The following is a 14,907-nucleotide window of genomic DNA, read 5'->3' as shown; positions in this document are numbered from 1 at the left end:
AAATCCTGCGCTGAATTGCAATTCAGCGCAGGATTTTTGGTTTTTAGCCGGGCACTTTATCAAGCTTGGCAATACTCAAGTCCAGCAACTTCATGCCGTGTTTACCGAAATTGATATGCGCACGCGCGCTGCCGCCGCTGCCTTCGATATTCACGATCACGCCTTCGCCAAACTTTGCATGCGCAACCGATTCACCTATGCGCCAGCCGATATCGGTCTTGGTAATCGCTTGTGCGATCTTGTTGGAGCCTGCACCCAAGGCGTCTTCCCATGCAGCTTTTGGATGCGCGTACCAATGATGTTGTTGTTGCTGCACTTTTGGTGATAACCACTTCAATGACTCTTCCGGCATTTCATCAAAGAAGCGCGACTTCATGTTGTAACGTGTCTGTCCGTGCAACATGCGCGTCTGCGAAAAGCTGATGTACAAACGACGTTTGGCACGCGTGATCGCAACGTACATCAAGCGACGCTCTTCTTCGACGCCGCCCTCTTCCTTCTGCGAATTTTCGTGTGGGAACAAACCTTCTTCGAGGCCGGTGATGAACACCGCATCGAACTCCAATCCCTTGGCGGAATGCACCGTCATCAATTGCAAAGCGTCCTGCCCAGCCTGCGCCTGATTGTCGCCCGCTTCCAACGAGGCATGCGACAGGAAAGCGGAAAGCGGCGACATCACGGCAGGCAATGGTGCATCGGCATCCAGCACTTCGATGCCATCTTGCGTTGTGATTGCCGGGCCAGCCATCTGCTCGCTTTTCGGTCCAAGCAAGGCCGGCGCATCGTGACCGAAACCTTCTTCAGAAACAAACAGCGTCGCCGCGCTGACGATCTGTTCGAGATTCTCGACGCGATCGGCGCCTTCTCTTTCATTTTGATAATGCGTAATCAAACCGCTGGCATCGAGCACGACCTGCACCATTTCCGGCAAAGGCAGATGCTGACTTTCAAAACGCGCGCCTTCTATCATTTTGATAAAAGCGCCCAAGGAAGAACCGGCCTTGCCAGTAACATATGGCACCGCAGCGTACAGAGAAATATCGTACTGCTTGGCGGCGTCCTGCAATTGTTCAAGCGAACGTGCACCTATGCCGCGCGTTGGGAAATTCACCACGCGCAAGAAAGCGGAATCGTTATGCAGGTTATCCATCAACTGCAGATACGCGATCGCATGCTTGACTTCCGCGCGCTCGAAAAAGCGCTGGCCGCCATACACGCGATATGGAATGCCGGCGGAAAAAAGCGCATGTTCAATTACACGCGATTGCGCATTCGAGCGATACAGCACAGCGATTTCGCTACGCGTGCCACCTTCTGCGATCAGGCTTTTTGTTTCTTCGATAATCCATTGCGCTTCCTGCAAATCGCTGGTGGATTCATAAATCCGCACTTGCTCGCCATGACCTGCATCGGTGTGCAAATTCTTGCCCAGGCGTTTGGTGTTATTCGCGATCAGTGTGTTGGCGGTATCGAGAATGTGACCGTGCGAGCGATAGTTTTGCTCCAGCTTGATCAGGTTCTCTACCTTGTACTCGCGCTCGAACGCCGACATATTGCCGACGTTCGCACCACGGAATGCGTAAATACTTTGATCGTCATCACCCACTGCAAATACCGCACCTTGCGTCCCGGCCATCAGCTTCAGCCAGTTGTACTGCAAGTTATTTGTATCCTGGAATTCGTCGACAAGAATATGTTTGAAGCGCGATTGATAATGTTCACGCAGCGGTTGATTACGACTCAACAATTCATAGGTGCGCAATAACAATTCGGCGAAATCAACCACACCTTCACGCTGGCATTGTTGATCGTAAATTTCATATAGCTCGACCAGCTTGCGGTTGAAGTCGTCAAACGCTTCGACATCCTTCGCGCGCAAACCCTGATCCTTCGCGCCATTGATGAAGTACATCAAAGTGCGAGGCGGATATTTTTCATCGTCGATGTTGTTCGCTTTCAGCAAGCGCTTGATCATCGATAACTGATCTTGTGAGTCCAGAATCTGAAAAGTCTGCGGCAAGGCTGCATCGCGATAATGTGCGCGCAACAAGCGATTACACAATCCGTGAAATGTCCCTATCCACATGCCGCGCGTATTGATCGGCATCATCGCCGACAAACGCGTCATCATTTCTTTCGCGGCCTTGTTGGTAAAGGTCACCGCGAGGATGCCGCCAGGCGACACTTGTCCGGTCTGGATCAGCCATGCGATACGCGTCGTCAATACGCGAGTTTTACCGGAACCAGCACCAGCCAGAATCAGCGCCGGTTGTGCTGGCAACGTGACAGCCGCGAGTTGTTCGGGATTGAGATTGTGAAGAAGATTTTGCATCTATCGATTATACCGGCACAGGGTCACGATACAGCGCCGAATACAAATTGAATACGCACAGAATACAAACGCATACACAGCAATTCGCCATCTATTGCCGAATGACATGTCTGTATGAAATTTACCAATGCTGCGGGCAAAAAAATGCCTGCATTTCATTCAACAATAATGTCGATGAAAGCAGGCACTTTGATTACTTGGCTGCAGATTCAAATCTGCACGGCCAGGATTTACTTGGCAAACAGATTCACAAAATCACGCGCTGCTGCTTGCGGATCACCGGCCAGATAAATACTGCTGATTGCTGCAACCATATCCGCGCCATTTTTGACCAGCGGCGCAGAGTTTTCTTTGGTCATGCCACCAATGACGCAGCTAGGCACTTTGCCTTGCGCTTTCCAGTCGGCGACGATATTTGGATCTGTCGTCACCGGATATTTTTTTACTTTCGACGGATAGAAACCGCCGAATGCAACATAGCTTGCGCCGGCTGCTTGTGCCGCATGCGCCATGTCCAGACTGCCGTAGCAGGATGCGCCAAGAATCTTGTTAGCGCCGATAGCCTTGCGTACTTCCGCCACTGCCATATCGGTACCGCCGACATGAATGCCGTCGGCGTCGAGTTCCATGCACAGCTCGATGTAGTCGTTGATGATGAATGGGCATTGGTAGCTGCGCGCCAACTCTTGCAGGCATTCGGCTTGTTCGCGACGCAAAGCTGCGTCTGCAGTTTTGTGACGATATTGCAGCAGCGAGACGCCGCCTTTCAATGCGAGTTCAGTGATTTCCAATAACTTGCGGGTGTCGTCCCAATCCGGGGTAACGAGATACAAACCTTGCATGTTGTTCTTCCTGACTATTCTGTAAAACGACTGTAATATTTTTGAGTGTTACTTGACCACGCGTCCGGCCATAGGCGAAGACGGCGATGCAGAGAAACGTTTAGCGATGCGACCTGCCAGATAAGCGTTGCGACCAGCATCGATACCGAGCTTCATCGCATGCGCCATACGAACTGGATCTTGAGCACCAGCAATCGCGGTATTCATCAAGACGCCATCGCAGCCGAGTTCCATTGCAATCGTGGCATCGGATGCGGTACCAACACCAGCATCAACAATGACCGGGACTTTGGATTGTTCAATGATCAGCGACAGATTCCACGGGTTCAAGATGCCCATGCCGGAACCAATCAATGAAGCCAGCGGCATGATCGCTGCGCAACCTATGTCTTCCAGCATGCGCGCTTGAATCGGATCGTCGCTGCAATACACCATGACATCAAAGCCGTCTTTGACCAAAGTCTCAGCTGCTTTCAAAGTTTCGGGCATGTTCGGGAACAGTGTCTTTTCGTCGCCCAGCACTTCGAGTTTGCAAAGTTTGTGGCCGCCGAGAATTTCACGACCCAGTTGCAAGGTATAAACGGCATCGGCGGCGTTGTAACAACCGGCCGAGTTTGGCAACAAAGTAAATTCGGATGGCGGCAAGACGTCGAGCAAGCTCGGTGCATTTGGATCTTGGCCGATGTTCACGCGGCGAATCGCGACGGTAACGATTTGCGCACCGCTTGCCAGACTGGCTTCACGTGTTTCAGTCAAGTCTTTGTATTTGCCGCTGCCGACCAGCAAGCGCGAACGGTAAGTGGTGCCAGCGATGACGAATGGTTCGTCGGTGAAAGTTGATGTGCTCATGGATAGTCCTGTTTCGGTATTCGATATGGTCATTGCAACGCGTTGCACTGAAGCTGCGGGCTGCAGAAATATTCAAGTGAAGTTCAGCCGCCGCCTATCGCACGCACGACATCGACTTGGTCGGCCGCTTGCAACTGCTTCTGCTGCCACTGGCTGCGCGGCACGATTTGACGATTGATTGCGACTGCGACCGCCTTGCCGGACAAGGATAGTTTTTCAATCAAGACTTCAACATTCTGATTTGGCTCAATCTCGTAAGCTGCGCCGTTTAATTCGATCTGGATCATTGCTTTACTATTTTCACTGAGGGCGCAGCGCCGATTTCGCTCTGAATTTTTTTCAAACTCAGATCATGAAATCGTGTTCTGCCGCAGGATCAACATCAGCAATCGCGGTCTTCAAGACCTTGCTGTTCGTCTGTCATTGCCGTTAATTTTCTCGATCAAGCAAATTGCGCCAGACAAAAAGAGCGTCATTGCTTAAAAATCAAGATCGATATCACCAACGAAGACCAGAATTCTACCCGCATTTGCCCTATCAGCGGCAATGCGGAGCGCTTCGTCACTTATAATGCTTGATTCGATTCAATTCTTTCAAAATCATGGAATTAGCAAAATCTTTCGATCCAGCCGACATTGAAGCTTTCTGGCGCACCGAATGGGAAAAACGCGGTTATTACGCCGCGACCACCGATGCCGGCAAACCCGCATTCAGCATCCAGTTGCCACCGCCTAACGTCACCGGCACTTTGCATCTGGGTCACGGCTTCAACCAAACCATCATGGACGGCCTGACGCGCTATCACCGGATGCGCGGCTTCAATACCGCATGGATTCCAGGCACCGATCACGCCGGTATCGCCACGCAAATCGTGGTCGAACGCCAACTCGACGCGCAAAAAATTACACGCCACGATCTGGGTCGCGAAAAATTCATAGCAAAAGTCTGGGAGTGGAAAGAAAAATCCGGCTCCACCATCACCGGTCAAATGCGTCGCCTCGGTACCTCGCCCGACTGGAGCCGCGAATACTTCACGATGGATGAACCACGCTCAAAAGTCGTGACTGAAGTTTTCGTACGTCTGGTTGAACAAGGCTTGATCTATCGCGGCAAACGTCTGGTCAACTGGGACCCGGTGCTCGGTACTGCTGTCTCGGATCTGGAAGTCGTGTCGGAAGAAGAAGACGGCCACATGTGGAACATTCGCTATCCATTGGCGGACGGCTCAAAACACAAGTTCCCGATTGCCTTCGACGAAGAAGGCAAAGCCACCGAATGGGAAGAGCGCGACTTCATCGTCGTCGCCACCACACGTCCGGAAACCATGTTGGGCGACGTCGCGGTTGCCGTTGATCCTAGCGATGAACGCTATCAACATCTGGTTGGGAAATTATTGCATCTGCCTTTGTGCGATCGCACGATTCCGATCATTGCCGATGACTACGTCGACAAGAATTTCGGCACCGGCTGCGTAAAAATCACGCCGGCGCATGACTTCAACGATTACGCGGTTGGCCAACGCCACAACCTCGACAAGATCAGCATCCTCACGCTCGATGCGAAGATCAATGAATTTGCACCGCTCGCTTATCAAGGCATGGACCGTTACGTCGCGCGCAAGCAAATCGTCGCCGATCTCGATGCACTCGGCTTGCTGGAACTGGTCAAGCCGCACAAATTGATGGTGCCACGCGGCGATCGTACGAATGCCGTGATCGAACCGATGCTGACCGATCAATGGTTTGTCGCAATGAGCAAACCCGCGCCAGAAGGCACGCATTTCCCGGGCAAATCGATCACTGAAGTCGCGCTGGAAAAAGTCGCCAGCGGCGAGGTAAAAATGCTGCCGGAGAACTGGACCAACACCTACAACCAGTGGCTGAACAATATTCAAGACTGGTGTATTTCGCGCCAATTGTGGTGGGGTCATCAAATCCCGGCATGGTATGACAGCGAAGGAAAAGTCTACGTTGGCCGCAATGAAGAAGAAGCGAAAGCCAAGGCTGCCGCAGCGGGTTACAACGGTGTACTGACGCGTGATGAAGACGTGCTCGACACATGGTTCTCTTCCGCACTGGTGCCGTTTTCTACACTTGGCTGGCCAGAAGAAACACCGGATTTCAAAACCTTCTTGCCATCTTCCGTACTGGTAACCGGTTTCGACATCATCTTCTTCTGGGTCGCGCGCATGGTCATGATGACCACGCATTTCACCGGCAAAGTCCCGTTCAACACGGTGTATGTGCACGGCTTGATCCGCGACAGCAGTGGACAAAAAATGTCGAAGTCGAAAGGTAACACGCTCGATCCTATCGATCTGATCGATGGCATCAGTCTGGATGATCTGGTAGCGAAACGCACAGTTGGCCTGATGAATCCTAAGCAGGCTGCGACCATCGAGAAAGCCACGCGCAAGGAATTTCCGGCTGGCATCGCTGCGTACGGCACCGACGCATTGCGCTTCACAATGGCCAGCTACGCATCACTGGGTCGCAACATCAATTTCGATCTGGCACGCGCTGAAGGCTATCGAAATTTCTGCAACAAATTGTGGAACGCTACACGCTTTGTACTGATGAATTGCGAAGGCCACGATTGCGGCTTTCGCGACGCGCCTTGCGCTGCCGGTGATTGCGATCCGGGCGGTTACACCGACTTCTCGCAAGCAGATCGCTGGATCGTTTCAAAACTGCAGCGTACTGAAGCAGACATCGCCAAAGGTTTTGCCGACTACCGTTTCGACAATATCGCATCGTCGCTGTATCAATTCATCTGGGATGAATATTGCGACTGGTATCTGGAAGTGGCGAAGGTACAAATCCAGACCGGCAGCGAAGCGCAACAACGCGCAACACGTCGTACTTTATTGCGCGTACTGGAAACCATCTTGCGTCTGGCCCATCCAGTGATTCCATTCATCACTGAACAATTGTGGCAAACCGTCGCGCCAATCACTGGATACAAAATGAATCCAGCGGGCGATTCAATCATGATGCAGCCGTATCCGGAATCACAAGACGGCAAGATCGATGAGGAAGCCGAAGCGTGGATGCATGAGTTGAAAGCGATGACCGATGCATGTCGCAATCTGCGTGGCGAAATGCAATTGTCACCGGCCTTGCGTGTACCGCTGGCAATGGAAGCCACCGATGCTGCGCAAACAGCACGTCTGAAATCGTTTGCGCCCTATCTGCAAGCTCTGGCCAAACTGTCGGAAGTGATTGTCGCCGACACACTGCCAGAATCGCCGGCACCGGTTTCCATCGTCGGCACTGCGAAGCTGATGTTGAAAGTGGAGATCGATGTCGCCGCAGAACGCGAACGTTTAGGCAAAGAAATCACCCGCCTCGACGGTGAAATCACCAAGGCCAACAGCAAGCTCAGCAATGAAAGTTTTGTCGCGCGCGCACCGGCACAAGTGGTGGCACAAGAAAAAGAACGCGTGGCTAACTTCTCCGCAACTCTGGAAAAATTGCGCGAGCAATTCGCCAAACTATAAGCGAGAAAATTACCGCTGCATGCGTAGGATATTTTTCGAAAGCAAAAATGTCTGCACAAAAAACGCCTGACTTCATCACGAAGTCAGGCGTTTTTTATTTTCACACTGCTTAAAAATGCATCAGCGATTACAAGATCGCTATCAAATGTTTATTAATGAGTATTAACGAATTTTAAATAAACGAGAGTGTCATTCCAGGCAAAGCCACACCTGAAAATGCGGTAGACCATGTTTGTCCCGGCTTGACCGGATAAGCATCCGTCAGCGTGCCTGTAGTAATGATTTCACCGGCGGCCAGCGGCTCAAACTGCGGCTGCGTCTTCAGGGTTTCGTGCAGGTTCAGCAAAGCATGCAGCGGACTGTCCAGCACATTGCTGCCAAATCCCGCGCTATGCAGCGTGAACTCCGCGCCCTCGCTATACGATAAGGAAACGCTGGCCGCGGTCAGAATATCCGCCAGATGACGGCGCGTAGCCGATGACAATACGTGCGGCTCGCCGATAATCAGGCTGCCATGCAAACCAAACGCGGCGACGGCGTCAGCCGCTTCAAATTTCCAGTTCGGAAATGGGCAGGCAACCAGCTCAAAACCATGCGCCATCCATTCTATGCAATCCGCAATATCGTCCAGCGTCGCGTTTTTCTTGGGCGCTTTGGCGAGCTTGAAAACGATCTCCGGTTCGATGCGCGGCTGCACCGAACCCGTCAAATCCTGCACGCCATGATTGCCGTCTGCATAACGCACGGTGTCGTCATACATATGCGACCAGATCGGTCCGGTGATCGGTTCGCGCTCGCCATAATTCGGCCAGATTTTACGATTCGTAAAACCGATCTTGCGGCCTATAGCCGTCTCACCCTGGGCGGTGCGGATATCGACTATGCACTTTGCAATGTCATAGCCATCGGCAATCGACAGAGGTGTTTCCTTGCTAATACAGGGGATTTGTTGCGAACTCGCTCGGGCGGCCAATAACTGGTGCGCGTAGCGGTTGGCTTGGGTAGACATCAACATGGCAGACTCGCGCAGAAGTGGGTTGAAGCAATGGATTGCTTTCGACGCAACATTCTTACACAAGGTTCACATCCTGCAAAGATGCAAACTATGCACCTCAGATGAAAATTATTAATGCAAAAAAATTAATTGATTCATGCGCAAGATTTGCGCAATTGCATTTTGACAAGTGATCAGCCCGGCTTGCGCAAGCGCGCCAAAAACCGATCCAGTTGATTCGCAAAAGCGCGGATATCGCTCTGGCTAAATGCTGCCGGGCCGCCGGTATCGACGCCGCTGCTGCGCAATTCATCCATGAAGGTGCGCATCGTCAGGAATTGCTCGATATTGTCTTTGGTATAAAACTCGCCACGCGGATTAAGCGGATGACCGCCTTTTTCCAGCACGTCGGCGGCCAAAGGAATATCTGCGGTGATAACGATATCGCCAGCTTCTACCAGGCGCACTATTTCATTATCGGCAACATCGAATCCGGCCGGCACTTGTATAGCCTTGATGAAACGTGAGGGCGGCGTGCGCAATAATTTATTTGCGACCAGCGTGACTTGCACTTCGAGGCGATCGGCAACGCGGAACAAGACGTCCTTGATGACATTCGGACAGGCGTCGGCATCAACCCAGATTTGCATGAAATTCTTTCAGATGAAATGTCGCGCTTCAATTCTGCCCGCGCGGAGGGGCGAGCTTATTGACCGCCCCACAACTCGCCATTAGGGCCGGTTTGCGGCGCCGTGACGCCAAAGTGAGCGTACGCCACTGGCGTTGCAATGCGACCGCGTGGTGTGCGCTGCAAGAAGCCTTGCTGAATCAAGTACGGCTCCAGCACGTCTTCGATGGTGTCGCGTTCTTCGCCGATTGCTGCCGCCAGATTGTCGAGGCCAACCGGACCGCCATTGAATTTGAATAGCACCGCTTCCAGCAATTTTCTATCCATTACATCGAAGCCTACCGGATCGACGTCCAGCATCACCAGCGCGGCATCGGCCATCGCTTTGGTGATTTCGCCATTGCCTTTGACTTCGGCGTAATCGCGCACGCGACGCAGCAAGCGATTCGCGATACGCGGCGTACCGCGACTGCGCTTGGCGATTTCAAATGCACCTTCTTCATCAATCGGCGCATTCAACAGCGACGAACTGCGCGTAACGATTTTGGTCAATTCGAGCGGCGTATAAAACTCGAGGCGCGCGACGATGCCGAAGCGATCGCGCAAAGGATTGGTCAACATGCCGGCACGCGTCGTTGCACCGACCAGCGTGAACGGTTGCAAGTCGAGCCGCACCGAACGCGCCGCAGGACCTTCACCGATCATGATGTCGATCTGATAGTCCTCGAGCGCAGGATAAAGAATTTCTTCAACCACTGGCGACAGGCGATGAATCTCGTCAATGAACAAAACATCATTGGCTTCTAGATTGGTCAGCAGCGCAGCCAGATCGCCAGCACGTTCCAGCACCGGGCCGGAAGTCTGACGCAGATTGACGCCCATTTCGCGCGCGATGATATGCGCCAGTGTGGTTTTGCCCAAACCCGGTGGGCCGAACAATAAAGTGTGGTCCAGCGCTTCGCGTCTTTGCTTGGCAGCGGTGATGAAAATTTCCAGCTGACCACGGATTTTTTCCTGGCCTACATATTCGTCCAGGTGTTTGGGACGCAGCGCGCGCTCGATCGCCTCTTCATTTGCAGAAGCGGGCGTGGCGGCAATAATGCGTTGTTCACTGAAGTCGTCGGTTTGAATACTCATAGTCGCATTGTAGCGTGTGGGCTGCCGGATTTAATACGGGACATTGATACGGTTAGTTGGCAAGTCGTGTTTATGCTGGATTGCATCCCAAGCCCGCTCAAGCTTTCGACAAGGCCTTCAACGCCAGCTTGATGCCGTCGGAAACGCCGGTACCGGTCGGCACCTGTTTCATCGCCAGCATGGCTTCCTTGTCGGAGTAACCGAGCGCCAGCAACGCATTCAAAATATCCGACGTTGCATCGCTGTGGATTGCACCACCGGCGGCGCCTAGGTCTGCGCCAAGTTTGCCCTTCAATTCCAGCAACAAACGCTCAGCTGTTTTCTTGCCGATGCCTGGAATCTTAGTCAAGCGGCCAGCTTCCTGCATCGTGATCGCGTGCGATAAATCGGCGACCGACATGCCGGACAAAATTGACAATGCGGTGCGGGCACCGATGCCGGTGATCTTGACCAGTTGCTTGAATACGGTGCGCTCTTCCGCATTGCCAAAACCAAACAGGATGTGCGCATCTTCACGCACGGTGAGGTGCGTCAACAAGACAACTTTTTCGCCGAGGCCGGGCAAGTTATAGAACGTACTCATCGGCACATTCACTTCGTAACCGACGCCATTGCAATCGACCAGCAATTGCGGCGGATTTTTTTCAAGCAGGATTCCGGAGAGACGACCTATCATTGCGATGACCTTGAGTAGAAATGAGTGGATGCTTGGTGCTGCTTGATTACTATTTTTTAATGCAGGATTTGCGAAAATCGTGGGCTGGCAACTTGTGGCTTATCCAACCAAGCGACCGCCGCGCACGCGCAAACCTTTTTTCGCCAAATCCGGTGCCAATGCGCCCAACACAGCCAATGCCTCGCCGCTGTGTGCATGGCAGATCGCCACACCCAAAGCATCGGCCGCATCGGTGCCGGGCAAGCCGGATAATTTCAACAGCCGCTGCACCATATCCTGCACCTGTGCTTTTTGCGCCTTGCCTTGCCCAACCACCGCTTGCTTGACCTGCAATGCCGTGTACTCGGCGACCAATAAGTCAGCGCCCACTAATGCGCAAATCGCAGCGCCACGTGCCTGACCCAGTAACAAAGTGGATTGCGGATTGACGTTGACGAATACTTTTTCTATCGCCGCACAATCGGGATTGTAGGTCGCAATGACTTCGGTCACGCTGAGAAGAATTGTTTTGAGGCGCTGCGGCAAATCGGCATCTGGCGTTTTGATCGTGCCCGATGCGATATAGGTGAGCTTGTTGCCATGCTTCTCGATCACACCGAAACCGGTCGTACGCAAGCCGGGATCGATGCCGAGAATTTTCATATTGGATATGTGGGCAGAGTTAAAAGTGATGCAACGTTAGCCGCGTCACTTTTATTAGTGACGGAAATGACGGATGCCGGTCAACAGCATCACGATGCCATGTTCATCGGCAGCATCAACAACTTCCTGATCGCGCATCGAACCACCCGGATGGATCACCGAAGTTGCGCCGGCTTCCACCACCACATCCAGACCATCACGGAATGGGAAGAAAGCATCCGATGCGACGGCGGTGCCGACCAGTGACAAGCCAGCATTCTGTGCCTTGATCGATGCGATACGTGCTGAATCAATACGACTCATTTGACCTGCACCCACGCCCATCGTCATGCCGTTTGCACAGAACACAATTGCATTCGATTTAACGAACTTGGCAACGCGCCAGGCAAACATCAAGTCTTGCAATTGCTGCGGCGTTGGCTGCTTTTTGCTGACGATTTTCAGTTCAGGCAACAAGACATTTTTTGCGTCTGGCGATTGCACCAGCAAGCCGCCGCCTACGCGTTTGAAGTCGTTGCTATTGACTGCAGCATTACCATTACTCGGGAGTGGAATTTCCAGTAAACGGACGTTTTGCTTGGCCGCAAATATTTTCTTCGCCTGCTCGGTAAACGATGGTGCGATCAACACTTCAACAAATTGTTTGGCAACTGCTTCTGCCGCGTTGCCATCGACTTCGCGATTGAAGGCGATGATGCCGCCGAAGGCTGAGGTTGGATCAGTTTGCAATGCTTTGCTGTACGCCTCGAATGGCGTAATGCCGATTGCGACGCCGCAAGGATTGGCATGCTTGATGATGACGCATGCTGATTCGTCAAAAGTCTTCACGCATTCCCACGCGGCATCCGCGTCGGCGATATTGTTGTACGACAGTTCCTTGCCTTGCAATTGCGTGTAGTTCGCCAATGCGCCAACTTGCGGATTGCTCTCGCGATAGAAGGCTGCGGACTGATGCGGGTTTTCACCGTAACGCATTTCCTGCACTTTATCGAAATGCAGATTCAAGGTTGTTGGGTAGGCACTGCGTGTTGCGTGCTTTTTGTCGTCGCCCAGCGAGGTGAAATAATTCGTGATCGCGCCATCGTACTGCGCAGTATGTGCGAATACTTTTTTCGCCAAAGTGAATTTGGTCTCGAAAGTGACTTCGCCTTTGTTTGCATGCAACTCGCGCAACACTTGTGCGTAGTCGGATGGATCGCAAATGACGGTGACGTCTTTATGATTTTTCGCTGACGAACGCAACATCGCAGGGCCACCGATATCGATATTTTCAATCGCGTCTTCCAGTGAACATTCCGCACGTGCAATCGTTTGTTGAAACGGATACAGATTCACGACCACCATGTCGATGGTTGGAATGCCATGCGTTTCCAAAGCCGCTACGTGCTCAGGAAAATCGCGGCGCGCCAAAATGCCGCCATGTACTTTCGGATGCAAAGTCTTTACGCGACCGTCGAGCATTTCCGGGAAGCCGGTGTAATCCGCGACTTCGGTAACCTTGATGCCGTTTTCAGCAAGCAATTTTGCAGTGCCGCCGGTGGAAAGAATGTTGACGCCCATCTCGGACAATGCACGCGCAAAATCGAGCACGCCAGTCTTGTCGGAAACGGAAATAAGAGCTTGTTTGATCATGATGGAAGTATCTGAAGTAATTTAATAAGATAAAGGCGCAATGTGATGCGCTCATACGCGGATCTTGGCGGTCTGTAGCCTTACGCCCTTAGCTTATTTGCTTCCTGCAAAATATCGAGAAGCAAAAAATTACAGCGGGGGTTTTACGACGATTGCTTGAAACAAATTAAAACATTTTTTGCGGCGATTTTTAAAGCGAAATCTACAGCGGATATTTATAACTTTAATTGCAACTTCATTTATAACCGCATTTACAACATATCGTGCTGCTGCAATTTCTTGCGCAGCGTATTACGGTTAATCCCTAGCATATCGGCAGCGTGCGACTGATTGCCTTCGGCGCGCTCCATCACGGCTTCGAGTATCGGTTTCTCGACAGTGAAAACCACCATCTCGTAAACGTTCGATGGCATTTGCTCGCCCAAGTCCTTGAAATATTTTTCCAGGCTTTTCTTGACGACGTCTTGGATATTATCTTTGCTCATGTGCTCGGTTGTTTGCGCGTTTTTATAATCGTTTTTATAATTTTCGGAATCGTATGCATCACCTCAATGCCACTACGACCCGCTTATCAAGCGGCCAACTTTTCTTCAGTCGGACGATATTGTAACCGTTCGCCGTGCGTCAGCTGCAAATCAAAAAAGCTATCCACGGCGGCCAATTGTTGTTCGCAGTCTTCCAGACGATTCATCTGCTGACGGAATTCTTCACCGCCTATCAATTCACGCACATACCAGCCTATATGTTTGCGCGCGGTACGCACACCCAAATACTCACCGTAAAAAGCATAATGCGCACGCAGATGTTCATCCATCAAAGCACGCACTTCAGAAATCATGGGCGCCGGCAAATACGTGCCTGTGCGCAAATAATGAACGATCTCGCGAAAGATCCACGGCCGGCCCTGTGCAGCACGACCGATCATGATCGCATCGGCGCCGGTAGTTTCCAGCACAAACTTGGCTTTCTCCGGCGTCGTGATATCACCATTCGCGACTACGGGAATTGATACTGCCGCTTTGACCGCCTTGATCATCTCGTACTCTGCCTCGCCACTGTAACCATCGGCGCGCGTACGTCCATGCAAGGTCAACATCGCGATGCCGCTTTGTTCAGCGATGCGTGCAATGTTCAACGCGTTCTTGTGCGCTCTATCCCAGCCAGTACGAAATTTTAGCGTGACGGGAACATCGACAGCTGCCACTACCGTTTCGAGTATCTCGGCTACCAGCGATTCATGTTGCAACAAGGCAGAACCGCACCAGCTGTTACACACTTTTTTCACTGGACAACCCATATTGATGTCGATGATTTGCGCACCGCGATCCACATTAAATTTTGCACACTCCGCCAACATTGCAGGATCGGCACCGGCGATTTGCACCGCCTTAGGCTCGACTTCGCCATCGTGATTTGTTCTACGCGTGGATTTATCAGTCGCCCACAAACGTGGATTGGACGCGGCCATTTCCGACACCGCATACCCAGCACCCAACTGCTTGCACAACTGGCGAAACGGTCTATCCGTCACCCCAGCCATCGGGGCGACAAATACATTGTTCGGTAGGGAATAAGGGCCGATGTTCACGAGACGGGCTGGCAAATAAGCAAAGCGCTATTTTATCTGCATCCGCCAGCAGGGCTGGCGTGTTTTGGCGCAAATGCAATCAAACGAG

Annotated in this window: 13 protein-coding genes; 1 reads left to right on the top strand and 12 read right to left on the bottom strand. The window is 52.1% G+C overall.

Annotation, left to right across the window (positions count from 1 at the left end; genetic code table 11):
• Positions 1-43: 43 nt before the first annotated feature.
• The 4 genes from Q7T66_RS16555 to thiS form a co-directional block, all read right to left on the bottom strand.
• Positions 44-2,332 (bottom strand): UvrD-helicase domain-containing protein, encoded by a 2,289-nt coding sequence (locus tag Q7T66_RS16555; protein WP_304934204.1) that lies wholly within the window; start codon positions 2,330-2,332, stop codon positions 44-46.
• A 230-nt stretch (positions 2,333-2,562) separates the two neighbouring features.
• On the bottom strand, positions 2,563-3,174 hold the full coding sequence (gene thiE, locus Q7T66_RS16550; RefSeq protein ID WP_304934203.1) for a thiamine phosphate synthase: 612 nt from the start codon (positions 3,172-3,174) through the stop codon (positions 2,563-2,565).
• Positions 3,175-3,222: 48 nt separating this feature from the next.
• Positions 3,223-4,023 (bottom strand): thiazole synthase, encoded by an 801-nt coding sequence (locus Q7T66_RS16545; protein WP_304934202.1) that lies wholly within the window; start codon positions 4,021-4,023, stop codon positions 3,223-3,225.
• Between the two features lie 83 nt (positions 4,024-4,106).
• Positions 4,107-4,310, bottom strand: a complete 204-nt coding sequence (gene thiS / locus Q7T66_RS16540; RefSeq protein WP_304934201.1) for a sulfur carrier protein ThiS — start codon at positions 4,308-4,310, stop codon at positions 4,107-4,109.
• Between the two features lie 314 nt (positions 4,311-4,624).
• On the opposite strand from thiS, the gene Q7T66_RS16535 reads away from it, so the two are divergent.
• Positions 4,625-7,522 carry a valine--tRNA ligase gene (locus Q7T66_RS16535; protein WP_304934200.1) on the top strand — a complete coding sequence of 966 codons (2,898 nt, stop codon included), beginning with the start codon at positions 4,625-4,627 and terminating at the stop codon, positions 7,520-7,522.
• A 172-nt stretch (positions 7,523-7,694) separates the two neighbouring features.
• On the opposite strand, the gene Q7T66_RS16530 is transcribed toward Q7T66_RS16535, so the two are convergent.
• The 8 genes from Q7T66_RS16530 to dusB all read right to left on the bottom strand — a co-directional run bounded on the left by Q7T66_RS16530 (position 7,695) and on the right by dusB (position 14,819).
• Positions 7,695-8,537 (bottom strand): 2-keto-4-pentenoate hydratase, encoded by an 843-nt coding sequence (locus tag Q7T66_RS16530; protein ID WP_304934199.1) that lies wholly within the window; start codon positions 8,535-8,537, stop codon positions 7,695-7,697.
• Positions 8,538-8,710: 173 nt separating this feature from the next.
• Positions 8,711-9,166, bottom strand: a complete 456-nt coding sequence (locus Q7T66_RS16525; protein WP_304934198.1) for a YaiI/YqxD family protein — start codon at positions 9,164-9,166, stop codon at positions 8,711-8,713.
• 56 nt (positions 9,167-9,222) lie between these two features.
• On the bottom strand, positions 9,223-10,281 hold the full coding sequence (gene ruvB, locus Q7T66_RS16520) for a Holliday junction branch migration DNA helicase RuvB (protein ID WP_304934197.1): 1,059 nt from the start codon (positions 10,279-10,281) through the stop codon (positions 9,223-9,225).
• Positions 10,282-10,378: 97 nt separating this feature from the next.
• Entirely contained in the window at positions 10,379-10,957 is a 579-nt protein-coding gene (gene ruvA / locus Q7T66_RS16515) for a Holliday junction branch migration protein RuvA (protein WP_304934196.1), read from the bottom strand.
• 99 nt (positions 10,958-11,056) lie between these two features.
• A complete protein-coding gene (gene ruvC, locus Q7T66_RS16510; RefSeq protein ID WP_304934195.1) occupies positions 11,057-11,599 on the bottom strand; it encodes a crossover junction endodeoxyribonuclease RuvC in 543 nt (180 codons plus the stop codon).
• A gap of 54 nt (positions 11,600-11,653) precedes the next feature.
• Positions 11,654-13,231 carry a bifunctional phosphoribosylaminoimidazolecarboxamide formyltransferase/IMP cyclohydrolase gene (gene purH / locus Q7T66_RS16505; protein ID WP_304934194.1) on the bottom strand — a complete coding sequence of 526 codons (1,578 nt, stop codon included), beginning with the start codon at positions 13,229-13,231 and terminating at the stop codon, positions 11,654-11,656.
• A gap of 251 nt (positions 13,232-13,482) precedes the next feature.
• A complete protein-coding gene (locus Q7T66_RS16500; protein ID WP_112992772.1) occupies positions 13,483-13,716 on the bottom strand; it encodes a Fis family transcriptional regulator in 234 nt (77 codons plus the stop codon).
• An 86-nt stretch (positions 13,717-13,802) separates the two neighbouring features.
• A complete protein-coding gene (gene dusB, locus Q7T66_RS16495) occupies positions 13,803-14,819 on the bottom strand; it encodes a tRNA dihydrouridine synthase DusB (protein ID WP_304934193.1) in 1,017 nt (338 codons plus the stop codon).
• Positions 14,820-14,907: the final 88 nt, after the last annotated feature.

This window comes from Herminiimonas sp. (assembly GCF_030655415.1).
The sequence above is the reverse complement of the archived record's forward strand: the minus strand, read 5'-3'. Positions and strand labels throughout refer to the sequence as shown.

Coding starts and splice junctions, on each gene's coding strand:
- Q7T66_RS16545 (WP_304934202.1), bottom strand. CDS start 4,023: ATGAGCACATCAACTTTCACCGACGAACCATTCGTCATCGCTGGCACC.
- ruvC (WP_304934195.1), bottom strand. CDS start 11,599: ATGAAAATTCTCGGCATCGATCCCGGCTTGCGTACGACCGGTTTCGGT.
- Q7T66_RS16530 (WP_304934199.1), bottom strand. CDS start 8,537: ATGTTGATGTCTACCCAAGCCAACCGCTACGCGCACCAGTTATTGGCC.
- thiE (WP_304934203.1), bottom strand. CDS start 3,174: ATGCAAGGTTTGTATCTCGTTACCCCGGATTGGGACGACACCCGCAAG.
- ruvA (WP_304934196.1), bottom strand. CDS start 10,957: ATGATAGGTCGTCTCTCCGGAATCCTGCTTGAAAAAAATCCGCCGCAA.
- purH (WP_304934194.1), bottom strand. CDS start 13,231: ATGATCAAACAAGCTCTTATTTCCGTTTCCGACAAGACTGGCGTGCTC.
- ruvB (WP_304934197.1), bottom strand. CDS start 10,281: ATGAGTATTCAAACCGACGACTTCAGTGAACAACGCATTATTGCCGCC.
- thiS (WP_304934201.1), bottom strand. CDS start 4,310: ATGATCCAGATCGAATTAAACGGCGCAGCTTACGAGATTGAGCCAAAT.
- Q7T66_RS16555 (WP_304934204.1), bottom strand. CDS start 2,332: ATGCAAAATCTTCTTCACAATCTCAATCCCGAACAACTCGCGGCTGTC.
- Q7T66_RS16535 (WP_304934200.1), top strand. CDS start 4,625: ATGGAATTAGCAAAATCTTTCGATCCAGCCGACATTGAAGCTTTCTGG.
- Q7T66_RS16500 (WP_112992772.1), bottom strand. CDS start 13,716: ATGAGCAAAGATAATATCCAAGACGTCGTCAAGAAAAGCCTGGAAAAA.
- Q7T66_RS16525 (WP_304934198.1), bottom strand. CDS start 9,166: ATGCAAATCTGGGTTGATGCCGACGCCTGTCCGAATGTCATCAAGGAC.